Source organism: Streptomyces sp. NPDC002209 (genome assembly GCF_042890265.1).
In the GTDB taxonomy this organism is placed as follows: domain Bacteria; phylum Actinomycetota; class Actinomycetes; order Streptomycetales; family Streptomycetaceae; genus Streptomyces.
Genome location: NZ_JBIARX010000004.1, coordinates 256134 through 277823, shown reverse-complemented (window position 1 = coordinate 277823; position 21690 = coordinate 256134). Strand labels below are relative to the sequence as shown.

Below are 21690 nucleotides of genomic sequence, written 5' to 3'. Positions count from 1 at the left end.
GTACCAGATGGCCGGGAACACCCGATCAGTGCCCTACACATCCATCCCGGCGGCGCGCAGGACTCCCCGCCTCGTACGGAACGTCACACGAAGGCGGGGAGCCCAGAGCCCGCTGTCAGCCGTTCGGCGCCGCCACCGGTACGGGCCGGCGGGCGGACCGTGTCGTACCGGCGTCCACGTGGTTCGCCCTGAGCGCTGCGTACGCGCTGGACAGCGCCTGCCTCCGGACCGGGCGCCGGTCGGCGAAAGCCGTCAGATCGCCTGCGCACTGCAGCTCCCACCGCGGGAAGCGGCGCCGGGACGTGGCCACGGACGCGCTGGGGGCGAAATACAGCATGGTGGTGTTCTCGTGGGGGTTGTGCGCCGAACCCTCGTACACCATTCGGCCGGTGGTCTCGAGGCGGTCCGCCAGGCGGGCGAGCGCGTTCGCATCGGGCCTGTCCATGAACAGGCCGACGTGGTTCTCGAAACCGTGGACGCGCTCCTGCGCCCCCACGTCGTCCGTGTACCCGGGGCTGCACCGCGGGAAGAGGAAGACCTCGACCTCCGGCGCCAGGCCGCTCGTGACGCGCAGCCGCGTCACCCGTATGTCCGCATCGTCCGGGAGCCAGTGACGCTCCACCAGACGGCGCTTCACCAGCACGCTCGGTATGGTGGTCGATGCGGGCCAGCCGTTCTCCTCGAAGTACTCGAGAGCGGATTCCACTGTTTCCGGGAACAGTAGCGTTGCACAATGCGACACAACGCATCTGCTCTTGATTTCCCGTTTGAGATCACCCGGTATCCAGGGTGGCAGGAGAGCGTCCAGTGATTTTTTGGAGGCGTGGAGGGCGTAGTCAACAGCATGCTGGAGGCGCTGGACGTCGCACGGTTCGAACGTCACTTGATGCATGTCGCAGCCTTTCTGTTGCCGACACCTGATTAAAGCCTTGTCACCCATCAGGCGGCACTTGGCCGTAGCCTGATCGGGTGAACGGAGATGTCTGACCTGGGCATCTTGATCTCTTGCAGCCGTGGTTGTACTCATCGGTGAAGTACCGCACTTTCAACGGAAGGCGTCTTTCCCAGGAGGTAGAGGGCATGTCTCCGTACGGCCGAAAGAATTCTCCGCGCATCGTGATAGCCGGTGCCGGAATTGGCGGACTGGCAACGGCCTTGAGCCTTCATGCGGCAGGCCTGGACGATGTGCTCATCCTGGAAGCGTGTCCGAGCCTGCGCGCGGTCGGCGCGGGAATCAATCTGCAGCCCGCCGCCGTGCGCGAGCTGACCGAACTCGGTTTGGCGAAGGCCCTCGACGACGTCGCAGTGGCGACCGCCCGGTTGGAGTACCACCACCGCTACGGCGGCCTGATCTGGTCGGAGCCGCGCGGGCGCGCCGCCGGCTACAACTGGCCGCAGTACTCGGTGCACCGGGCGGACCTGCAGGACATCCTGCTGTCGGCGGTCCGGGACCGGCTCGGCCCCCGGGCGCTGGTCACCGGAGAGCGCCTCGTGCGCTACGAGCAGGGCGACGAGCAGGGACGGCCCACCGTACGGGCGTACGCGACGGGCCGGCCGGGCCCGTTCTCCTGCGACCTGCTCATCGGCGCGGACGGGATCAACTCCGCCGTGCGCGCGACCATGTATCCGGACGAGGGGCCGCCGCTCGGCAACGGGATATCCATGTGGCGCGGGGTGACCGAAGGCCCGCCCTTCCTCGACGGGCGCACGATGGTCATCGTCGGCTGCAACGCGCGGGTGAAGGCCGTGGCCTATCCCGTCTCCCGACCCGACCGGAGCGGGCGGTGCCTGCTCAACTGGGTGGTGGAGAGCCGCACCGCCGACGGCCTCGGGGACGAGGACGCACGGGGCGGGGCCGACTGGGACCGTGCGGTACCGCCCGAGGAGGTGCTCGTGCACCTCGCAGGCTGGCGCAGCGACTTCCTGGACCTCCACGGCATCATCGCCGCGGCGCCCCGCATCGGCCGGTACCCGATGATCGACCGCGACCCGCTGCCGGCCTGGACGGACGGCCGTGTCGTCCTGCTCGGCGACGCCGCCCACCCCTTGTACCCGACCGGCTCCAACGGCGCCTCACAGGCCATAGTCGACGCCCGCGTCCTGGCGTACGCGCTCGCCCACCACGACGTGGACGAGGCCCTGGCGCGGTACGAGGCGGACCGCCGCCCGCAGACCACCCTCCTCCTGGCGGCGCACCGCCGGCTGGAACCCGATCCGGTCCTGCGCCAGGTGGAGGCCCTCGCCCCGAACGGCTTCCTCGACATTCGCCACGTCCTGCCGGAGGACAGGCTGGACGGCATCAAGTCCTGTACGCGCCAGGTCACCGGCGTGGACGCCACCGCGCTCAATGCGCGTTCCTCCTGGAGCGTCGCCGTATGAACAGATCCCGACTGCGGGCCACCTCCGCCGCCGCGCTCGCCTCCGCCGCCCTGCTGGCGGCGCTGCTGTCCGCCATCGGGCAGCCCGCGGCCCCGCCGCCGCCCTCCGGCTCCGCCGCGCGCCTGCCCGACTGCGGTGACGACACCGGCGGCGCGGTGTGCTCCGCGTACGGTCCCGCCGCCCGCCTCGGCCGCGGCACGGTCCGTACGTACGGGGAGTACCAGGGCGGGATCCCCAGAACGCTGGGAGTCTCCCTGACGGCCCCGGCCGTCACCGCCCTGCCCAGCACCCCCACCGACGGCAAGCACTGCTTCGACGCGGACGGCGACGGGAGCGTCGACGACACCCACGAGTGCGTCGGCGGCCACAGCCTGGAACTCGCGCTGCCGCCCGCCCCCGCCGCCCCGGCCGGCCTGCCCTTCCAGTGGGTGCTGTTCAACTGGAACCCGCACGGCCACAACCCGCACGGCCGGTACGACGTCGCCCATTTCGACGTGCACTTCTACCTCGTCCCCCGCGAGGTCCGGTCGGGCATCAAGACCGGCGGCTGCGCCCTGCTGATCGCCTGCGACCAACTGGCCGCGGCCGCAAAGCCCGTCCCGGCCGCGTACCTGCCGGCGGGCTACCCCGCGAGCAGCCCGCAGACCGCGGAAGGCGCCATGGGCGCGCACCTCGACAGCCGCCCCCCGTCCACCGGCACGCTCAGCGGCCAGACCTTCATCTACGGGGCGTACGCGGGCGACCTGATCTTCATGGAGCCCATGCTCACCAGGGACTTCCTCCAACGGCACCGCACCTCGGCGGGCCACCGCAGCTGCGAGGCCGTTCCCCAGCCGGCCGCCTGGCGGATCCCCGGCTGGTACCCCACGCGGTACTGCACCGCGTACCGCCCCGACGAGGGCGACTACACCGTCTCCCTCACGGACTTCGTCCACTCGGCCGGGGCGCACCGCCTCGCCGCGGCGGGCCGGTGAACCTCTGCCGCGTGGCGCAGCGGGCGCGTCCGGCGGGGAGCCGTCACAATCGGGCTGTCCGCCATGCCGCTTAATCACCCATTTGGGGGCCAGTTCATGTATGCAGCCGTGGTCCACGCCCTGGGGCAGCCTCCCCGGTACGAGTCCGTGCCCGAGCCCACCCCCGCGGCCGGCGAGGTGGTCGTCGAGGTACTGGCGGCCGCGCTGTACCCGCTGGTGCGCTCGTTCGCCTCGGGCGGCCACTACACGGGTGGCGATGCGCTGCCGCTGATCCCCGGGTTCGACGGGGTGGGCCGCACCCCGGCCGGTGAACTCGTCTACATCTCGGGGCTGGAGCCCCCGCACGGGACGATGGCCGAACGCGTCGCCGTACCGGCCGCCGCGCTCATGCCCGTACCGGAGGGGCTCGATCCGGTCACTGTCGCCGCCGTCATGAACCCCGCATCCTCCGCATGGATCGCGCTGCGCGAGCGGAGCCGGCTGCGCAGGGGGGACGCGGTGCTCGTTCTCGGTGCCACGGGCAACGCCGGGCGGGCCGCGATCCAGCTGGCCCTCGACCAAGGCGCGGGCTCCGTCGTGGCGGCCGGGCGCGATCCGCTGGCACTGGAGGCTGCGGCGGGGCTGGGCGCCCACCGTACGGTGGCCCTCCAGGGCTCCGACGAGGACATCGCGGCCGCGTTCGGCGCGGCGGCCGCCGACGTGGACATCGTGCTCGACTACCTGTGGGAGCGGCCCGCCGAGCTGGCGCTCGACGGAATCCTGCGCCACCGCTCCGATCTCACCCGAACCCTGCGGTGGGTACAGGTCGGCTCCGCGGCCGGGGCCGACATGACCGTGCCGTCCGCGTGGTTGCGCAAGGGTGACGTCAGCGTCTGCGGGAGCGGACTCGGCTCGATCTCGGGCACCCGCCGCGATGCCGCCCTGCGCGAGCTGCTCGAGCGCCTGCCCGACCTCGTGCCGACCACCGAGGCGGTCGCCGTGCCGATGGCCGAGGTGGCAGCCGCCTGGGAATCCCCGCTGCGGTCCGGCACCCGGCTCGTGTTCGTCCCCGCCGGCGGAGACGAACGGGCCTCCGGAGCGTCCGAAGCCGTCAGGGACCGGGAAACGGTCTGACGGTCCCTCTCACCGCTCACGGTGCCCCGTCGTACGGTGGTGGCGGCGGGCTGGGTGCCAGGTGGAGGCCCAGCGCGTCCCCCACTTGCGGGGTCAGGGGACCGGGCGGGTCCATCCCGAGCGGGCCCGCCAGGTCACGGGCGTGCAGGCGCGTGACGGCTTCGAGCAGGGTCGCGTAGCCGTCGGCGGCGCTGCGGGTGCGCTGCCGCGACGTGACGGCGAGCGCGGCCGCGATCACGGCCGCGGGCCACCACCACAGGGCGAGGGGCAGATAGAGCAGGGCCCAGGCGGAGAGCGTGGTGGCACGGGTCAGGGCCTCGCGGGCGGCGGTGATCTCGGTCCGGGTGGTCTCCGGCAGGACCAGCCACAGGTGGGGCCACAGGGTGGCCAGATCGAGGTGGTGGTCGCGGTCAACGCGCACGGACGCGGCATGGATGCGGTCGCCGCTCCACGTGGGGCGGTCCGGACGCTCGGGGGATATCCGGAGCATCGCCGACCGGGCGGCATGCCGCCCGGTCGGGTCCACACGCTCGCCGCGGGTGCGGGCGGCTGCGGCTTCCTGCCGGTGCCGGTGCCAGGCTTCGGCCGCCGTCCGCCAACGGCGCTGACGGCGGACGGTGATCCGGTGCGCGAGGCCGCGGGCCGGAGCCGGCCAGGTGTACCAGTCCGTGGCCAGGTGCAGCCGCTCGGCGGCGGAGCCCAGAGCCTGTGCGAGGACCCCGACGGCCGCTGCGCCGCCCAGGACCGCCGCCAGCACCACCACCTGGCCTCCGACGGTGCGCGCGACCGGAGCACCGGCCCACGCGCCGATCTGGCCGATGAGGCGGTCCACGGCGAAGGGACGGGCCTGGCCGAGCGTCCGGGCCAGGGCCGCGACCGCCAGGTAGAGGGCCCCGGGCAGCACCAGCAGGGACAGCCACCGCTCGGCGAGCTTCTTGCCGAGTTCTCCCAGCAGGGCGCCCACCGCTACAGCCGGTCCAGGCGCAGCGGGTCGCCGCTGACCGCGCAGACCGGCGCCGGTCCGTGGCCCGGCCACCCGTAGCGCGTGCACCGGTCGGCGGGGCACAGGTACACCGGCTCGCCACTGCGGTCGCGGTGCACACCCGCGGCATGGACCCCGCGCTCCGCCGTGCTCCCGGTCCCTCCGTATGCGTACAGGCCCTGGTTGTCGCCCAGGGACTGCAGGACCGCATGCAGGTCGTCGACCGGGCGGGCCGTCGCCCGTCCGTCCTGCACCGCGGTGAGCACCTCTTGCAGGACGGCGTCGCTTCCGGTCGGACCGCGGCGCAGACGTCCGCGGATGCGGTCCGCGTTCGCGCATACGATCCCCAGTCGGCGTGCCGTCTCGTCGGCCTCGGTCATGTTCTCTCCCCCGGCTCGGCGTCGCGCTGTCGCGGAGCGTATCCGAGGGACTACCCGCCGCTCCACGGGTCCTGGGACTAGCATCACCGGGCATGAGCGATCCGGGGGGCCCTGAGCGCGCCGCACGACTGGCCGCAATGGAGGTGCGTCTCCAGCGGGTTGTGGCATCCCGGGACCCGGCACCGGTGCTCGAGGCCGAGGCGCTGCGGGAGGCACGGCAGCTTGCGCAGCTGCTGCAGGGCGAGGACGACCTCCCCGCCCGCCATCTGCTCGGCTGGTTCCACTGGTTCCGCCACCAGGCCCTGCCCGTACCGGCAGGCCAGGACCAACCGGACCTGCGGGATGCCGTGACGGCGTTCACCGTGTGTTTCCTGGCCGGCGTCCGCGAGCTGCCGGAGCCGTTGGTGCCCCTGCTCGCGGAGAACGCGGCCGGGTACGCAATGCCGCTGCTCTCGGAGGCATGGAAGTCGGACGATCAGGCACGGCTCACCGCCCTGGTGAACCTGTGGCAACGCATCGTGGAGGCCATCCCCGTCGGACATCCCCACCGCGCCATCCACCTGACCGCCCTGGGCAACGCGCTGCGTCTCGGGGTCCGGCACGGTGGCTCCCCGGCAGACCTGGACGCGGCGATCGACCGGTTCCGGGAGGCGCTGTCGGCGGCCTCCGGGGACCGAGGCCGCGCCATGTACCTCTTCAACCTCGCAGACGCATTGCGTGACCGGTACGAACGGGCCGGAGCGGTCGCGGATCTCGAGAGCGCCATCGCCCTGCTCCGGGAGGCGTTGCAGGAAGCTTCGGACGGCCCCCTCTACCGCACGACGATGCTGAGCGGGCTCGGGAACCTGCTGCACGCCCGGTTCGTCCGCTCCCGAGCGGCTGCGGATCTGGACAGCGCCGTCGCCCTGCTCCGGGAAGCGGTGCACGTGATGCCTGCCGGCCATCCCGACCGCGCCGATGTCCTGTCCGGCCTCGGGAACGTGCTGCGGGCGAAGTTCGAGCAGGCCGGCGCCGTCGGGGACCTGGAGGCCGCCGTCGAAGCGGGGTGGCGGTCGGTCGAGGCGGCCACCGCCGGCGGTCGCGAGCCACTGGCCGTGGCGCTGTGCAACCTCGGCAACGCACTGAGGCTCCGTTACGAGCGGACCGGCGCCACCGGGGACCTGGAGGCCGCCGTCAGAGCGGGACGGGAGGCACTGGACGCACTGCCTGCCGGCCATCGTGGTCGGCCGATGATCCTGTCGAACCTCGGGGTCTGCCTGCAGGACCGGTTCACCCGGGCCGGCCTCCCCGCGGACGCGGACTCCGCCGTCGAGGTGGGGCTGCAGGCGGTGGAGGCCGCGGCACCCGGGCATCCGGACCGGGCGATGTTCCTGTCGAATCTCGGGGGAGCGCTACGCGTCCGGTTCGAACGGATCGGCGCGCTCGCGGACTTGAACGCCGCGATCGACCGCCTCCGGGAGGCGGCCCGGGCCGTGCCCGCCGACCATCCCGAGCGCGTACGGTACCTGTCCAACCTCGGGAACATGCTGCGGGCCAGGTTCGCACGGACCGGCGACATCGGGGACCTGGACGAAGCCATCGAGATGGGCCGCCGGGCGGTGGACGCGGCACCTGCGAGTCATCACCATCGCGCGATGTTCCTGTCGAATCTCGGGGCGGCGCTGCAGGTCCGGTTCGAACGGACCGGCGCCGTCGCGGACCTGGACGCCGCCGTGGTCCGCCACCGGGAGGCGGCCCGGGCCGTCCCGGCCGACCACCCCCACCGTGCGCGGTACCTGTCCAACCTCGGCCCCGTGCTCAGGACCCGCTTCGGCCGGACCGGCGTCCGGTCGGACCTGGACGCCGCGATCGACCTGGGCCGGGAGGCGGTGCGGACCGCTCCCGCAGACCACCCCGAGCGCGCCCTGTACCTGAACAACCTCGGAGATGCGCTGCTGGTCCGGTTCGAGCAGTACGGACACGCGGCGGACCGGGAGGCGGCGGTGGCCGCCTGGTCGGCGGCGTCGGCAACGGCTTCGGCAACCGTGTCCGTCCGGGTCGGCGCAGGGATGTCCGCGGCTCGGCTGCTGGCGCAGTCCGGTGATGCGGAGCGAGCGGCCGACACGGCGGACGCGGCTGTGCGCCTGATGCCCCGGCTGGCCCCGCGCCGGCTGGAGCGCCGGGACCAGCAGCATGTCATCGGCAATACGGCGGGTATGACCGCCACGGCCGCCGCGCTCGTGCTCGCGGCTCCGGGCGGCACCGCGGACTGGCGGGCGGAACGTGCCTTGGGGCTGCTGGAGGTGGGCCGCGCCGTACTGCTCGGCCAGGCACTGGAGATCCGCGGTGATCTGACCGAGCTGCGCGAGCGCCATCCCGAACTGGCGCAGAGGTTCGCCGAGTTGCGCGACCGCATGGACCAGCCGACGGACATGCAGGTCGTCGCCGCCGACGACGACGGGGCGCGACACCGGCTGCGCCAGGACCTCGCCGTGCAGGACAGGCACCGACTGGCGGAGGAGTTCACCGCCGTCCTGGCGCAGATCCGCACCCTCGAGGGCTTCGCCTCCTTCGCCCTCCCGCCCACCATCGACGAACTCGGGGCCGAGGCGTCCCACGGGCCGATCGTGGTGTTCAACGTCAGCAGCCACCGCAGCGACGCACTGCTGCTCACGGCCGAGGGCATCACCAGCCTCCCTTTGCCCGGGCTCGAGTACACCACCGTGATCGATCGGGTCAACGCCTTCCGGCAGGCACAGCACACGGCGTTGGCAGGAGCGGATCCGCAGGAGCGGGAAGAGGCGCAGTCCGTGCTCGTCGGCGTCCTCGAATGGCTCTGGAGCGCCGCCGCGGGCCCCGTGCTGGACGCCCTGGGACATACGGGGCCCCCTCCCGCGACCGGACGGGACAGTGACGCCATGCCGCGCGTGTGGTGGGTGCCGGGCGGACTGCTCGGACTGCTGCCCCTCCACGCCGCCGGCCATCACACCGACGCGCCGGACGACCCGCACCGTCGCACCGTGATGGACCGGGTCGTCTCCTCCTACACCCCGACGGTGCGTGCGCTGCGCCACGCCCGCGAACGCAGCCGGCGCGAGGGGAACGACCCGACCGCGTCAGGCCGGGCGCTGGTCGTCGCCATGCCGACCACGCCCGGACTGCCCGGGCAGGGCCGGTTGCGGTTCGTCGACGCCGAAGTCGCCGTGCTGGAGGCCCGCTTTCCCGCTCCCGTCGTCCTCAGGGAGCCGGACCACGGCGCGGGACGGGCCGACCCGGCACCGCCCAACACCCCGACGAAGGCCCGCGTGCTGGCGCGCCTGCCCCGCTGTGCGATCGCCCACTTCGCCTGCCACGGCAGCAGCGATCCCGCCGACCCCTCTCGGAGCCGGCTGCTGCTCCACGACCACGAGGACGACCCGCTCACCGTCGGGAGCCTGGCCCCGGTCGCCCTCGACCGCGTCAGGCTCGCCTACCTCTCCGCCTGCCGTACCGCGGCCGTCGACACCGTCGAGCTGCTCGACGAGGCCATCCACCTCACCTCGGCCTTCCAACTCGCCGGATTCCCCCATGTCATCGGCACCCTGTGGGAGATCGACGACCAGACCGCCGTCCGTATCGCCCGGGCCTTCTACGACGGTCTGGGGACCGGCCCGGCAGCCGTCGACCCGGACCGGGCCGCCCGCGCACTGCACGGGGCAGTACGACAACTACGGGACGGCGACGACCTGCCGCCGGGCCATGACCGCAGGAGCACCCCTCTGCTGTGGGCCGCGCATCTCCACGCCGGGGCGTGACGGGGAACGGTTCCGGGCGCGCCTAACCGCCGTTGAAGCCGCTGCACTCGGTGTGCTCGTTGCCCTGCGTGACGGTGTACTGGGCGTTCTCCACGTTCAGCTTCTGGAACCCGCCGTCGGCTCCGATCGTGAACTGCCCTCCTGCGGCGGTCGGCGAGGACAGGTACGCGGGCCCCGGTGTGAAGCCGCCTCCGGACAGGTGCACCTTGCCGTTGTCGAAGACGCCGGAGATGGAGCAGGTGGCCGTGGGGGCGGCGGCCGCTGCGCTCCCTGCAAGGGCGGCAGGAGCGGCGATGAACGTGCCGGCCATCAAAGGGGTCAGCACCAGCAGACGAATACGTCGGTTCGACATGCTTCCTCCGGAGAACGCCAAGGGAAAGCGGGTGTCCGTTCTTTCCATCGTCCCCCTCCCCCACCGGCCTGTCGATCGGGGCCGATGGGCCCGTGCCGCGCCGATGGCGCGGGCGGGTGGGACGCTGGGAGGAGGCCGGCCCGAACTGTGGGGCCGTGCCGTGGAAGCGTGGAGGACAACCCATGAAATGCGCAACGCGAAGTGGCGCGATCAAGGTCTCGTCCGTGCTGCTCGTGGCGGGCGCGATGGCCGGAGGCCTGGTGGCAGGCACCGGCTCCGGCGCGGCGGCAGCCGCGGACGCCCTGCGACCCGCCCAGGCGGCCCCGTGCACGAGCAGCCAGATCGTTGCGGACAGCGCGCAGCGAACCGATTCCACCCACGTACTGGTCACCGTGACCAACCAGGGTTCGAAGCCGTGCGTGCTGAACGGCTTCCCCACCGTGGCTCTCGCGGGCCAGGGCTCGCCGGAGAAGAACAGGCCCCTTCAGGTCGCCCGCAAGGGGACGGCGCGACCGGTGAAGCTGGCGCCCGGAGGGCAGGCCTCGGCGCGGCTCACCTTCACACCCGTCCTCGGTGAGGCGGACGGCTACTGCGCCTCCGGCGCCGATCCCACCGTCGCACCGTCGATCGTGGTGGGCGTCGCGGGCGGGCGGTACCAGCTGGCGCCGGACGACGGCGGCGAGTTCGCGCTGTGCGGCAACACCGTCCGTGCCACGGCCTTCCGTGGGGCAGGTTCCTGACACGGCTGTTGCCGTGGGCGCAATGCGGCTGGTGACGGCTGGTTGATATAGCGTGCGCACGTCAAACTACGTACGATGCACACGCTCACGGGGGATTCCCACATGACCTATCCGCCTCAGCAGGGCCCCGGCCCGTACGGCCAGCCTGCCCCGAACGGGCAGCAGCCGCAGGGGTACCCGCCCCAGCCGGGATACGGATACCCGCAGCAGCAGGCCCAGCCCCCTTACGGAGCCGTCCCCCAGCAGTACCCGCACCCCCAGCAGTACCCGCACCCGCAGCAGTTCGCGGCCCCGCCGGCGCCGCCCGCCCGGCGCGGAGGCATGGGGGTCATGAAGATCCTCAAGATCATCGCCGGTGTGGTCGTCGTCATCATGGTCGCGGTCGGCTACTTCGCGAGCCGCGACGACGCGGACAAGGCGAAGGTCGGGGACTGCCTGACCAACAAGGGGAACACGGTGACCCCCGACCTCCAGGTGGTGAAGTGCGGTGGCGCCAACGCCGAGTTCAAGGTGGTCAAGGTGATACCCGACACGCTCGACACGAACCGGTGCCAGGGCACGTCGGACATCGGTTACCAGGAGCAGATGAGGGGCTCCCGCCGCAGCTCGGGCAAGCAGTTCGTGCTCTGCATCGACGAGATCAAGAAGAGCTGACCGAGCCGTACCGGCCGTCCTCGTTGCTGTCCGACCCCGTCCACTGAGCCGGTCGGGGGAGGGGGAGTCACGGCGGGGGCGGCCCGTCGTTTCCCGGATATGACTGATCTCATGGTCCAGATCCCGGCCGACTGGCTGGCCCGGGTGTTCCTTTCGCTCCGCCGCGGCTCGTCGGAGGATGCCCAGGTGTCGGCCGCGGAGTTGCAGCCGTTCACCGAGAAACCCGGTCAGCGCATCCCCGTACCGCGGGCGACGGTCCTGCGCACCGAACTGGCGCTGCGGGGAGAACTCGAGCGTGCCCGGGAAGAGGAGCGGCGGGCCCGGCTGTTAGAGGAGGCCGACTACCTGATCAGCGCCCGCCTCGGCGGATAGCGTCCCGCCGGTTGCCGCGGCCCGGCCCGCTCAGTACACGAGCTTGTACGTGACGTCCCTGGGGACCGGGGACGGCGCGGTACCGGGGTAGAAGAGCCGGATGGTCGTGAAGCGCTGGATGTCGGGGTGTCCGGGCCAGGGCTCCGGTTTGCTCAGGGTCACCGTGACCGGGTAGGCGTGGAATCGGCCGGCCGCGCAATAGGGCTTGCAGTCGTTCACCATGTCGGTGCCGGTGGCCGTGGCCTTCCGCGGACCCCAGGTGTCCCAGTTCAGCCGGACGAGGCGGTTGTTCCCGTCGCCGCAGGCCAGCAGGTACTCCTCGGGGCGTACCTGGGCCTTGGAGAAGCAGTCCACGACCACGACCGGTTCGGGATCCGGTTCCGGGGCGGCCCGGGTCTGCGCGGAGGCGGGTACGGCGCCCACCACGAGGGCCGCAGCCGCGCACAGCATGGTGGCCGTCCGCACCCTGGCTCGGGCCGCAGGAGCGCGCCCGCCGTCTCCTGAAACGTCCACGGGACCTCCTCGGGTCATCCGTCCGCCGTAGGTGCTGCACCGTCCCCAGCTTCCCCCATCCGGACGTACCCCGCACCCGCTGCGTCCCGGGGCCGCCGCCCGCCGGCCCTCCACCGGCGGTGACCCGCTGCGGCCCGGCCCCGGAAGCAGTCCGAACGCCTCGGCTCAGGAAACTCCGTACCACTGGCTGGCCCAGCCGGTGTTGATGGTGCTGGTGGACTGCTCGGCGAGGTTCAGCGTGGCCGGCAGGGAGGTCTGGCCGGTCAGGACCGTGCTGTAGCGGAGGTTCGGCGGGGTCAGGCCCGCATTGACCGAGATCCCGGCGCCCGTGGACTTGAGGGTGAGGCCGTTGGTGGCCCAGTTGCCGTTGAGGAGGAGGGCGACGAAGTACGTGCCGGGGGCGGCGGTGAACGGCTTCGCCAGCGGCAGCGGCTTGGCTATCGCGTCGGTCATCAGCTGCGGCGAGATGTCCGCGGTGGACGCGCGCAGCGCGCCGGTGGCGTCGTAGACGCCGAGGTAGCACTGGGAGAGCTGGGCGTTCGGGTCGATGCCGGCCAGCCCCAGCCAGACGTTGGACCAGGTGATCTGCTCGCGCAGCACGATCCGTACGAGAGTGATCCGTCCGCCGACCCCGGCGGCGGACTGGGCGGTGACGTGCCCCGCGTCGTTGGGGTCGCCGGTCCAGGCGAGGAGGTTCTGGTCCTGGGGCCGGGGGCCCTCGTACCCGGAACCGTTGCCCGGCGCGGCGGGGGCAGGAGCGGTGGCGACCGCGCTGCTCGGCTTCTCCTTCGGGCTGCCACCGGCCGAGGTGCAGCCGGTCAGGACGAGCAACGCCGCGAGCGCCGCGGCGATACCGGTCGAGACGGTGGTGGTACGGGTGCGCATGGTCCCCCCATGAGGTGCAGATGTGCCGAGGGGCCATGGTCACACGGGCACCCACCCGCCTCCCGCGCGAGGTCCCCTACTTCTTCGCGGTGCCCACCGGCGCGGGCCAGAGGTGATCGGGGGTCACGATGGAGGTGACCGCGTTTCCGATCAGGCCGGACAGGTTCTTGCCCCGGTAGTCGATGTCGCTGTTGACGAGCACGACCATGGTGGCCTTCTCGGCGGGGAGCTGGGCGGCGATGGTCTCGTAGCCGGGCAACTCCCCGTTGTGGCCGAGCCAGCCGTTGAAGTCGAGGATGCCGAGGCCGTACGAGGCGCCGGGGACGACCCCGATCGGGAGCGTGCGGAGCCGTTCGGCCTGTGTCTTCTTCGTCAGCAGCCGGCCGTCCGCCAGCGCCGGGGCCCAGGTGTGCAGGTCGTCGAGGTCGGAGACGATGCCGCCGGCGGCCCAGGCCCAGGAGGGGTTCCAGTTCGTGGCGTCGGCGACGGTGCCCTTCGGGGTGAAGTCGGTGTAGCCGTGGGCATGCGGGTCGGGCATGGCGCCGTCGCCGGGGAGTGAGGTGTCGTCCAGTTCCAGCGGAGCGAACACGTGTTCCCGGAGGTAGTCGCCGAGGCTCTGCCCGCTGACCTTCTCGATCAGCATCCCGAGGAGGACGGTGTTGGTGTTGGAGTACTCCCACTTGGCGCCCGGCTTGAAGTTCGGGGGATGGCGGAAGGCGACGTCCACGAGCTGGCGCGGGGTGTACGCGCGGTGCGGGTCGGCGCGCACGCCGGCCAGCCACTTCTCGTCGGCGGTGTAGTCGAAGAGCCCGCTGCGCATGTCGGCCAGCTGGCGCAGGGTGACGGCCTCCCCGCCGGGGACGCCGGAGACGTAGCGGGAAATGGGGTCGTCGAGGCCGGCCTTGCCCTGGTCGACGAGCTGGAGGACGCCGGTGACGGTGAAGGTCTTGGTGACGCTGCCGATCCTCGAGTAGAGGTCGGACTTCATGGGCGTACCGGTCTGCCGGTCCGCGACGCCGAAGGACTTCTCGTACACGCCGCGGCCGGGCATCCACAGACCGATGTTGAGGCCCGGCATGCCGGTCTGCTTCATGATCTTCGCGATCGCCGCGTCCAGCTTCTGCACGGTGGCGGGATCGAAGTCCTCGCGTACGGAGCCGACGGCCGGCCGGTCGGGGCCGGTGCCCCCGCACAGGGCGGCCAACAGCAGTGCCACCGCGGCGGGTACGGCGGTCCGGCGGAGCCGGGGCCCTCGGAACGGGCGGTACCTGCCCATGATCGGTCACCTTGCCCAGGGTCGATCGGACGACGCTCCCCGACCCCCGAGGTGCTCCACCATCGTAGGAGCGCCGTACCCGCCGCGCGACCTACTGCCGTGACCAGTGGCTGCAGGAGTGCGCGGTGGGGGCCGCCTCGCCGCTCCGGGTGGTGGGGCAGGGCACCGGCGCGTCACTCGGTGACGGCGCGCGTTCCCACCGCGCCGGCTCCGGCGTGGCGCTCGTCGCGTCATCGAGGTACAGCGTGTACGCGCCGCCGGCCACTACGACGGCCACCCAGCCCGCCACCACACAGCGCCAGACCCTTCGCGGCACGGTTGCCCCCTCTGCTGCGTCCAGACGTTCCGTTACGGCGCGATCGGGAGGCGGCGCTTGTGGTCGGTCTGGCGGTAGCGGCGGACGATCGTGTCGAAGGCGCGCTCGTCGACCGGCTTGCCCTCCAGGAAGTCGTCGATGTCGTCGTACGTGACACCCAGCGCGTCCTCGTCGGCCTTGCCCGGGTCCAGGGTCTCCAGGTCCGCCGTGGGGGTCTTCCAGACCAGTTCCGCGGGGGCGCCCAGCGCGTCGGCCACGGCGCGCACCCGGCGCTTGGTCAGGCCGGTCAGCGGGACCAGGTCGGCCGCGCCGTCGCCGAACTTGGTGAAGAAGCCGGAGACGGCCTCCGCCGCGTGGTCGGTGCCGACGACGAGGCCGTCGTGGGCGCCGGCCACCGCGTACTGGGCGATCATGCGCTGGCGGGCCTTGATGTTGCCCTGCACGAAGTCCTGGTGACGGGCGTCCCGGAAGACGGTTCCACCGGCGAGGGCGGCCTCCAGCGCGGCGTCGCTGGCGGGCTTGACGTCCACCGTCAGCACCCGGTCCGCCTCGATGAAGCCGAGGGCGAGCTGCGCGTCCTGCTCGTCGGCCTGGACCCCGTACGGCAGCCGCATCGCGTAGAACGTCGCCTCGTGGCCGCTCTCCCGGACCCGCTCCACGGCGAGCTGGCAGAGCCGTCCGGCCGTGGTGGAGTCCACGCCTCCGCTGATCCCGAGCACCAGGGAGCGCAGGCCGGTGGAGGTGAGCCGGTCCGCCAGGAAGGCCACCCGGCGCTCGATCTCCCGGTGTGCGTCGAAAGTCTCCGACACCTCGAGTTCCCGGGCGATCTCCTGCTGCAGAACGGTGGACGCCGGCCGGCTCACGGCTGCTCCTCGTGGTCGATGGTCGATCGTGGTGCGCTGTCCCGCCGACCCTAGTCGAAGCGCCCGGCCCGCCGTCAGTCGGCTGCCGCCTCGGCCTGCGGCCGTACGGCCCGCAGGCCGCCCGCCCGCGCCTGCTGGAGCGAATCACGCCCCGATCATTCGCTGCTCACCGAACATTTGAGGCATCCTTGGGGGCATGAACGCATTGCATGCCGGGACGCCGGACGGTGTCGCCCCCGCGGCGCGCCTCGCCGCCTTCGCCGCGGCCTTGGCCGACGAGACCCGGGCCGCCATCTGCATGACGCTGCTCGAGGGGCGCGCCTGGACCGCGGGTGAGCTGGCCCGGATCACCGCTGTCGCGCCGTCGACCGTCAGCGGCCATCTGACGCGCCTGCTCGATGCGGGCATCTGCGTCACCGAGCGGCAGGGCCGCCACAGCTACGTGCGGATCGCCGACGCGGCGACGGCCCGCCTCGTCGACGAGCTGGCCTCGTACGCGATCCCCGACCGGGACGCTGCGCACGCGGTGCCCGTCGTCGCAGCGCCTGACCCGCTCGCCCGCGCCCGCACGTGCTACGACCATTTCGCGGGGCGGCTCGGGATGGCGGTGACCGACGCCATGGCGCGGCGCGGGCTGCTCCGTACGGACGGGGTCTTCGAGCTGACGGAGGCCGGGCGCGCGTGGTGTGCCGAAGCCGGCGTCAGCCTCGTCCACGAGGGGCGCAGGCCGCTGGCGAGCTCCTGCCTGGACTGGACCGAGCGGCGCCGCCACCTGGGAGGCCTGGCCGGGGCGCGGCTGTGCGCGAGGGCGCTCGGCGAGGAGTGGGTGGTGCGGCCGGCGGCCGGCGGGCGGGGGCTGGAGGTGACCGAGGCCGGGGAACGGGCCTTCGGCGACCTGCTGGGGATCGGCCCGGAGGCCTGGAGCTGAGCTGAAGCGCCGTCCTCTATATTTCGGTGGACGCCGAAGTGTTTCGCTCGTAAGGTGGGTCCATGACGTCCCACCTGCGCTCGATTTCACCCGCCGTCCTCACGGTCGGCGCCGTCTCGTTCACCGTGTTCGCCTGGGCTTCGGCCTTCGTGTCCATCCGCAGCGCGGGCGACGCGTACTCACCCGGGGCCCTGGCCCTCGGCAGGCTGCTGGCCGCCTCGGTGGTGCTCACGGCCCTGCTCCTCATCCGCCGCCAAGGCCTGCCGCCGCGCGGGGCCCGGCGCGGAATCCTGATCTCCGGGCTGGTCTGGTTCTGCGGCTACACGGTCGCGCTGAACTGGGGCGAACGGCTGGTCGACGCGGGTACGGCGGCGCTGCTCGTGAACACCGGGCCCATCCTCATGGCCCTGCTCGCGGCCCGCCTGCTCGGCGAGGCGCTGCCGCCGCGGCTGCTGGCCGGCATGGCCGTCTCCTTCGTCGGGGCGGTGGTCGTCGGCCTGTCCATGTCGTCCGGCGGCGACGGCTCGACCTCGGTGCTCGGGGTCGTCCTGTGCCTGCTCGCGGCGGTTGCCTACGCGAGCGGCGTCATCGCGCAGAAGCCCGCGCTGTCCTTCGGGACGCCCCTGCAGATCACCGCCTACAGCTGCCTGACCGGAACCGCGGCCTGCCTGCCCTTCGCGGGGCAGCTGGTCGCGGAACTGCCGAGGGCGCCGGTGTCCGCGACGCTCAACATGGTCTACCTGGGTGTGGTGCCGACCGCCCTCGCCTTCACCACGTGGACCTACGCCCTGGCGCGCATGCCGGCCGGGAAGCTGGGCGCGACGACGTATGCCGTCCCCGCCATCGTCGTACTGCTGAGCTGGACCCTCCTGGGCGAGGTTCCCGCCTGGCTGACCCTGCTCGGCGGGGTGCTGTGCCTGGCCGGCGTGGCGGTGTCCCGCTACCGGCCGCGTACCCCTGCGGACACGACGGCCGGCGCGCAGACCTCCGGCGCCCGATGACCTCCGATACGGCGAAGGGCCGCGAGCGGCAGACCGTTTAGCAGGCGGCGGTGTTCTCCTCCAGCGGGACCGTCAGGCCTATGCCTTCGGCCGCCACGGCGATGGCGAAGTCGAAGTACGCCGACTCGTCCCGGACGCTGTCGTGGGTACGGCTGAAGACCTGGAACACCAGCAGCCCGATCAGATTGCTCCACAGCACGATGCCGCGCTCGATCAGGTCCGAGAACGGGGCCTCGGGTGCACCGCCGAAGAGCTCCACGGCCTCCGGCCGGAGCAGCGGCGGCCCGGGCACCGTCCGCCGGGGCGGGGTGAGTTCACCGGCCGCCAGCGCCGAACGTACGATGCCGGCCAGTACGGCGGGGGTGCGCGAGGCGGCCGGGACGGTGTCCTGCGGGGCGTGGTAGCCCGGGACGGGGGAGCCGTAGATCAGCGTGAATTCGGCGGAGTGGTCGAAGGACCACGTCCGCAGTGCGCGGGTCACCGCGAGGAGCCGGGCGCCGGCCGTCGCGCCGGCGGCGCCTGCGGCCCGGTCGGCCCGCTCCATCGCGGCGGCCGAGTCGTCGTAGGCGTCGATGACCAGTGCGGTCAGCAGGTCGTCCCGATGCGGGAACACGTCGGCCACGTCGCCGACGGCAAGACCGCCGGCCTCGGCAACGGCGTCCAGGGACAGCCCTGCGGCGCCCAGTTTCACCAGCAGCTGGCGCGCGGTGGCCTTGATGACCGCCGACTGCGTGGAGTTCTCATCGGTAGCGCTCGCGGAAAGATCCATGGCCAAACCGTACCTGTCCGCCACCGAGTTGCTGCTCCGGGCGGGTGCACCGCCGACTGCCGGTCGCGTACCCACTCGACCACCGACTCGACCGTCCCCGGGCCCCCGACTCCGGCGGGGCCCGGCCGGCGACCGCGCCCGGCCGGCGCGGGAGTGCACCCGCGCGAAGGGGCCCGTACCCGGGCCGGACGGCCCATCCGAGGGGGAGGGGCGGGGAGCGTTTGCATAGCCATGCGTTTAAGTGCATACTCTTCCCATGTCTAAGGTTCTCACCTCCCTGCCCGCCGGCGAGCGCGTCGGCATCGCCTTCTCGGGCGGCCTCGACACCTCCGTCGCGGTCGCGTGGATGCGCGACAAGGGTGCCGTCCCGTGCACCTACACCGCCGACATCGGCCAGTACGACGAGCCCGACATCGCGTCGGTGCCCGGCCGCGCGAAGGCGTACGGTGCCGAGATCGCGCGCCTGGTCGACTGCCGGGCGGCGCTGGTCGAGGAGGGCCTGGCCGCGCTGGCCTGCGGCGCGTTCCACATCCGCTCGGGCGGGAGGGCCTACTTCAACACCACGCCCCTCGGCCGCGCCGTGACCGGCACCCTGCTGGTCCGGGCGATGCTCGAGGACGACGTCCAGATCTGGGGCGACGGCTCGACGTTCAAGGGCAACGACATCGAGCGGTTCTACCGCTACGGCCTGCTCGCCAACCCCCACCTGCGCATCTACAAGCCGTGGCTCGACGCCGACTTCGTCAGCGAGCTCGGCGGCCGCAAGGAGATGTCGGAGTGGCTGGTCGCCCACGGGCTGCCGTACCGCGACAGCACCGAGAAGGCGTACTCGACCGACGCCAACATCTGGGGCGCCACCCACGAGGCCAAGACGCTGGAGCACCTCGACACCGGCGTGGAGACCGTGCAGCCGATCATGGGCGTGCGGTTCTGGGACCCGTCGGTGGAGATCGCCGCCGAGGACGTGACCATCGGCTTCGACCAGGGCCGCCCGGTGACGATCAACGGCAAGGAGTTCCACTCCCCGGTCGACCTGGTCATGGAGGCCAACGCCATCGGCGGCCGCCACGGCATGGGCATGTCGGACCAGATCGAGAACCGGATCATCGAGGCGAAGAGCCGCGGCATCTACGAGGCGCCCGGCATGGCGCTGCTGCACGCCGCGTACGAGCGCCTCGTCAACGCGATCCACAACGAGGACACCCTCGCCCACTACCACAACGAGGGACGGCGCCTCGGCCGGCTGATGTACGAGGGCCGCTGGCTGGACCCGCAGGCGCTGATGGTCCGCGAGTCGCTGCAGCGCTGGGTCGGCTCGGCGGTCACCGGCGAGGTCACGCTGCGGCTGCGGCGCGGTGAGGACTACTCGATCCTGAACACCACCGGCCCCGCCTTCAGCTACCACCCGGACAAGCTGTCGATGGAGCGCACCGAGGACTCGGCGTTCGGCCCCGTGGACCGGATCGGCCAGCTCACCATGCGCAACCTCGACATCGCCGACTCGCGCGCCCGGCTCGAGCAGTACGCGGGCCTCGGCATCGTCGGCACCGCCCACCCCGTGCTGGTCGGCGCCGCGCAGGCGGCGGCGACCGGGCTGATCGGCGCCATGCCCGAGGGCGGCGCCGAGGCCATCGCCTCCCGCGGCGAGGTCTCCGCCGAGGACGAGCTGCTGGACCGCGCCGCGATGGAATCCGGCACCGACTGACCGGACGGCCGGCCGGCCGGCCGTGCCGCACGAGCCGCCCCCGACGCCGCGTCGGGGGCGGCTCGTCCGGTGTGGGACCGCATAGGATGCGTCGCATGCCGGACGCCGCTCCCCGCCCCGAGCCGTTCACCCCGAAGACCGCCCCCGCGGCGCTCGAGGACCTCCGCGCGCGGCTGCGCGCGACGCGCTGGCCGGACATGCCCGAGGACGCCGGCTGGTCGCTCGGGACCGACCTCGGCTACCTGCGCGAGCTCGTCGCCTACTGGGCGGACGGGTTCGACTGGCCGGCGCAGGAGGCGGCGCTCGCCCGGTACCCCCGCTTCCGCGTCCCGCTGGGCGGCCTCGGGATCCACTTCGTGCACGTCCGGGCCGCCGCGCCGGCCGGGCCCGTACTGCCACTCGTACTCAGCCACGGATGGCCGGACTCCTTCTGGCGCTACACGAAGGTCATCCCCCTCCTCACCGACCCCGGCGCCCACGGCGCCGATCCCGCCGACGCGTTCGACGTGGTCGTGCCCGACATGCCGGGCTACGGGTACTCCGACCGCCCCACCGGCCCCCCTCCCGACGCCAGGGCCGTCGCCGGCCTGTGGGCAGAGCTCATGGGAGCCCTCGGCCACGCACGGTTCGGCGCGGCGGGCGGGGACGTCGGCAGCCACGTGAGCCGCTACCTCGGGCTAGACCACCCCGACCGCGTCGTGGCCGTCCACCGCACCGACGCGGGCCTGCCCGTCTACACCGGCGACCGGGCGGACCTGGCACCCGAGGAGCGCGCCTGGCTCGAGGGCGCCGCGGCCTGGGGCGCGACCGAGGGCGCCTACGCCGCCCTGCAGCGTACGAAGCCCCAGACCGCCGCGTTCGGGCTCACGGACTCGCCGGCCGGGCTCGCCGCGTGGATCGTCGAGAAGCTCCGGGCGTGGAGCGACTGCGACGGCGACATCGAGCGGAGCTTCACGAAGGACGAGATCCTCACGAACGTCACGCTCTACTGGCTGACGGAGACGATCGGCTCGTCGATGCGCATGTACCGCGCGAACGCCGAGATCCCACCCGCGCAGCACGCCCGCCGCGTCGAGGTGCCGTCCGGCTTCTCGCTCTTCCGGGGCGACGTCGTCCGCCCGCCGCGCGCCTGGCTCGAACGCACCGCGAACGTCGTGCGCGTGACCGAGCCCGCACGCGGCGGGCACTTCGCACCGTTCGAGGAGCCCGAGCTCTACGCGGCGGAACTGCGTGAGTTCTTCCGCCCCTACCGGGCGGCGGCCGGCTGAAGGCAGCCCGCGACCGGGGCGTGATCCCGTTCGTGACCGAAGGGTGCCCCTCCGTACAACCCGCATGTCATGATGCTGAGTTGTGGCTGAGGGGGAGGCTATGGCGAATACGACCATCCGCGTGCGCCTGACGCAGGGCGCGAGCGAGAGCGACACCGCGGCGCTGAAGGCGTGGCTCGAGCGGGAGCAGAAGCTCGAAGCGCACAGGGACAACGGCGTGCTGGAGATCCACGAGCGCGCGGGGACGGAGGACGGGCCCGGCAGCCCGATGGGAACCGGGATGGAGATCGTGCTGGTGCTGATCGGAGCAGCCGCCTCCACGTTGTTCGACGAAGTGCTCGCGCAGGTGAAGAGCGGGGTCCGCGCGTGGCGGGAGAACCGCCGCTCCGTGGAACGCGGCGACCCCCCGGAGGTCGAGGTCGCGGCGGAGAGCGACGGGAGATAGCC

The 21690-nt window shown here is 72.5% G+C and carries 21 protein-coding genes; 12 read left to right on the top strand and 9 right to left on the bottom strand.

Annotated elements, in window-relative coordinates; all coding sequences use genetic code 11:
* Window positions 1–115: 115 nt before the first annotated feature.
* A complete protein-coding gene (locus ACFYXK_RS10685; RefSeq protein WP_389410784.1) occupies window positions 116–706 on the bottom strand; it encodes a hypothetical protein in 591 nt (196 codons plus the stop codon).
* Window positions 707–1080: 374 nt separating this feature from the next.
* Here ACFYXK_RS10685 and ACFYXK_RS10680 point away from each other — a divergent pair, with 374 nt between their 5' ends.
* The 3 genes from ACFYXK_RS10680 (at window position 1081) to ACFYXK_RS10670 (ending at window position 4466) form a co-directional block, all read left to right on the top strand.
* On the top strand, window positions 1081–2379 hold the full coding sequence (locus ACFYXK_RS10680) for a flavin-dependent oxidoreductase (protein ID WP_389410783.1): 1299 nt from the start codon (window positions 1081–1083) through the stop codon (window positions 2377–2379).
* Window positions 2376–3353, top strand: a complete 978-nt coding sequence (locus tag ACFYXK_RS10675; RefSeq protein WP_389410782.1) for a hypothetical protein — start codon at window positions 2376–2378, stop codon at window positions 3351–3353. Before ACFYXK_RS10680 ends, ACFYXK_RS10675 begins: the two co-directional genes overlap by 4 nt.
* A 96-nt stretch (window positions 3354–3449) precedes the next feature.
* The gene (locus ACFYXK_RS10670; RefSeq protein WP_389410781.1) at window positions 3450–4466 is read left to right on the top strand and encodes a zinc-binding alcohol dehydrogenase family protein; all 1017 of its coding nucleotides are present in this window, start codon (window positions 3450–3452) and stop codon (window positions 4464–4466) included.
* Window positions 4467–4482: 16 nt separating this feature from the next.
* On the opposite strand, the gene ACFYXK_RS10665 is transcribed toward ACFYXK_RS10670, so the two are convergent.
* Window positions 4483–5430 (bottom strand): hypothetical protein, encoded by a 948-nt coding sequence (locus ACFYXK_RS10665; RefSeq protein WP_389410780.1) that lies wholly within the window; start codon window positions 5428–5430, stop codon window positions 4483–4485.
* 2 nt (window positions 5431–5432) lie between these two features.
* Complete coding sequence (locus ACFYXK_RS10660) at window positions 5433–5828, bottom strand: hypothetical protein (protein ID WP_389410779.1); 396 nt, start codon at window positions 5826–5828, stop codon at window positions 5433–5435.
* Window positions 5829–5920: 92 nt separating this feature from the next.
* Here ACFYXK_RS10660 and ACFYXK_RS10655 point away from each other — a divergent pair, with 92 nt between their 5' ends.
* Window positions 5921–9601, top strand: a complete 3681-nt coding sequence (locus ACFYXK_RS10655) for a CHAT domain-containing protein (RefSeq protein WP_389410778.1) — start codon at window positions 5921–5923, stop codon at window positions 9599–9601.
* A 22-nt stretch (window positions 9602–9623) separates the two neighbouring features.
* On the opposite strand, the gene ACFYXK_RS10650 is transcribed toward ACFYXK_RS10655, so the two are convergent.
* Window positions 9624–9953 (bottom strand): hypothetical protein, encoded by a 330-nt coding sequence (locus ACFYXK_RS10650; protein WP_389410777.1) that lies wholly within the window; start codon window positions 9951–9953, stop codon window positions 9624–9626.
* A gap of 182 nt (window positions 9954–10135) precedes the next feature.
* Here ACFYXK_RS10650 and ACFYXK_RS10645 point away from each other — a divergent pair, with 182 nt between their 5' ends.
* The 3 genes from ACFYXK_RS10645 to ACFYXK_RS10635 all read left to right on the top strand — a co-directional run bounded on the left by ACFYXK_RS10645 (window position 10136) and on the right by ACFYXK_RS10635 (window position 11719).
* Window positions 10136–10693: a DUF4232 domain-containing protein gene (locus tag ACFYXK_RS10645; RefSeq protein WP_389410776.1), complete on the top strand. Its 558-nt coding sequence runs from the start codon at window positions 10136–10138 to the stop codon at window positions 10691–10693.
* Window positions 10694–10795: 102 nt separating this feature from the next.
* The gene (locus ACFYXK_RS10640; RefSeq protein WP_389410775.1) at window positions 10796–11347 is read left to right on the top strand and encodes a hypothetical protein; all 552 of its coding nucleotides are present in this window, start codon (window positions 10796–10798) and stop codon (window positions 11345–11347) included.
* A 111-nt stretch (window positions 11348–11458) separates the two neighbouring features.
* Entirely contained in the window at window positions 11459–11719 is a 261-nt protein-coding gene (locus tag ACFYXK_RS10635; RefSeq protein WP_389410774.1) for a hypothetical protein, read from the top strand.
* A 30-nt stretch (window positions 11720–11749) separates the two neighbouring features.
* Here ACFYXK_RS10635 and ACFYXK_RS10630 read toward each other — a convergent pair whose 3' ends face one another.
* From ACFYXK_RS10630 to nadE, 4 genes are all read right to left on the bottom strand, one after another.
* Window positions 11750–12232, bottom strand: coding sequence for a hypothetical protein (locus ACFYXK_RS10630; protein WP_389410773.1), 483 nt, complete (start codon window positions 12230–12232; stop codon window positions 11750–11752).
* Window positions 12233–12397: 165 nt separating this feature from the next.
* On the bottom strand, window positions 12398–13117 hold the full coding sequence (locus ACFYXK_RS10625; RefSeq protein WP_389410772.1) for a hypothetical protein: 720 nt from the start codon (window positions 13115–13117) through the stop codon (window positions 12398–12400).
* 76 nt (window positions 13118–13193) lie between these two features.
* Complete coding sequence (locus ACFYXK_RS10620; RefSeq protein ID WP_389410771.1) at window positions 13194–14393, bottom strand: serine hydrolase domain-containing protein; 1200 nt, start codon at window positions 14391–14393, stop codon at window positions 13194–13196.
* 348 nt (window positions 14394–14741) lie between these two features.
* Window positions 14742–15572 (bottom strand): ammonia-dependent NAD(+) synthetase, encoded by an 831-nt coding sequence (gene nadE, locus ACFYXK_RS10615; RefSeq protein ID WP_389410770.1) that lies wholly within the window; start codon window positions 15570–15572, stop codon window positions 14742–14744.
* 196 nt (window positions 15573–15768) lie between these two features.
* On the opposite strand from nadE, the gene ACFYXK_RS10610 reads away from it, so the two are divergent.
* Together ACFYXK_RS10610 and ACFYXK_RS10605 are read left to right on the top strand one after the other, a co-directional pair.
* Window positions 15769–16500 carry an ArsR/SmtB family transcription factor gene (locus ACFYXK_RS10610; RefSeq protein WP_383516145.1) on the top strand — a complete coding sequence of 244 codons (732 nt, stop codon included), beginning with the start codon at window positions 15769–15771 and terminating at the stop codon, window positions 16498–16500.
* Between the two features lie 62 nt (window positions 16501–16562).
* Window positions 16563–17501 (top strand): DMT family transporter, encoded by a 939-nt coding sequence (locus ACFYXK_RS10605; protein ID WP_389410769.1) that lies wholly within the window; start codon window positions 16563–16565, stop codon window positions 17499–17501.
* Between the two features lie 37 nt (window positions 17502–17538).
* Here ACFYXK_RS10605 and ACFYXK_RS10600 read toward each other — a convergent pair whose 3' ends face one another.
* Entirely contained in the window at window positions 17539–18270 is a 732-nt protein-coding gene (locus tag ACFYXK_RS10600; protein ID WP_389410768.1) for a TetR-like C-terminal domain-containing protein, read from the bottom strand.
* A 256-nt stretch (window positions 18271–18526) separates the two neighbouring features.
* On the opposite strand from ACFYXK_RS10600, the gene argG reads away from it, so the two are divergent.
* The 3 genes from argG to ACFYXK_RS10585 all read left to right on the top strand — a co-directional run bounded on the left by argG (window position 18527) and on the right by ACFYXK_RS10585 (window position 21688).
* A complete protein-coding gene (gene argG, locus ACFYXK_RS10595) occupies window positions 18527–19975 on the top strand; it encodes an argininosuccinate synthase (RefSeq protein WP_389410767.1) in 1449 nt (482 codons plus the stop codon).
* A 95-nt stretch (window positions 19976–20070) separates the two neighbouring features.
* The gene (locus tag ACFYXK_RS10590) at window positions 20071–21243 is read left to right on the top strand and encodes an epoxide hydrolase family protein (protein WP_389410766.1); all 1173 of its coding nucleotides are present in this window, start codon (window positions 20071–20073) and stop codon (window positions 21241–21243) included.
* A gap of 100 nt (window positions 21244–21343) precedes the next feature.
* Entirely contained in the window at window positions 21344–21688 is a 345-nt protein-coding gene (locus ACFYXK_RS10585) for a hypothetical protein (protein WP_389410765.1), read from the top strand.
* Window positions 21689–21690: the final 2 nt, after the last annotated feature.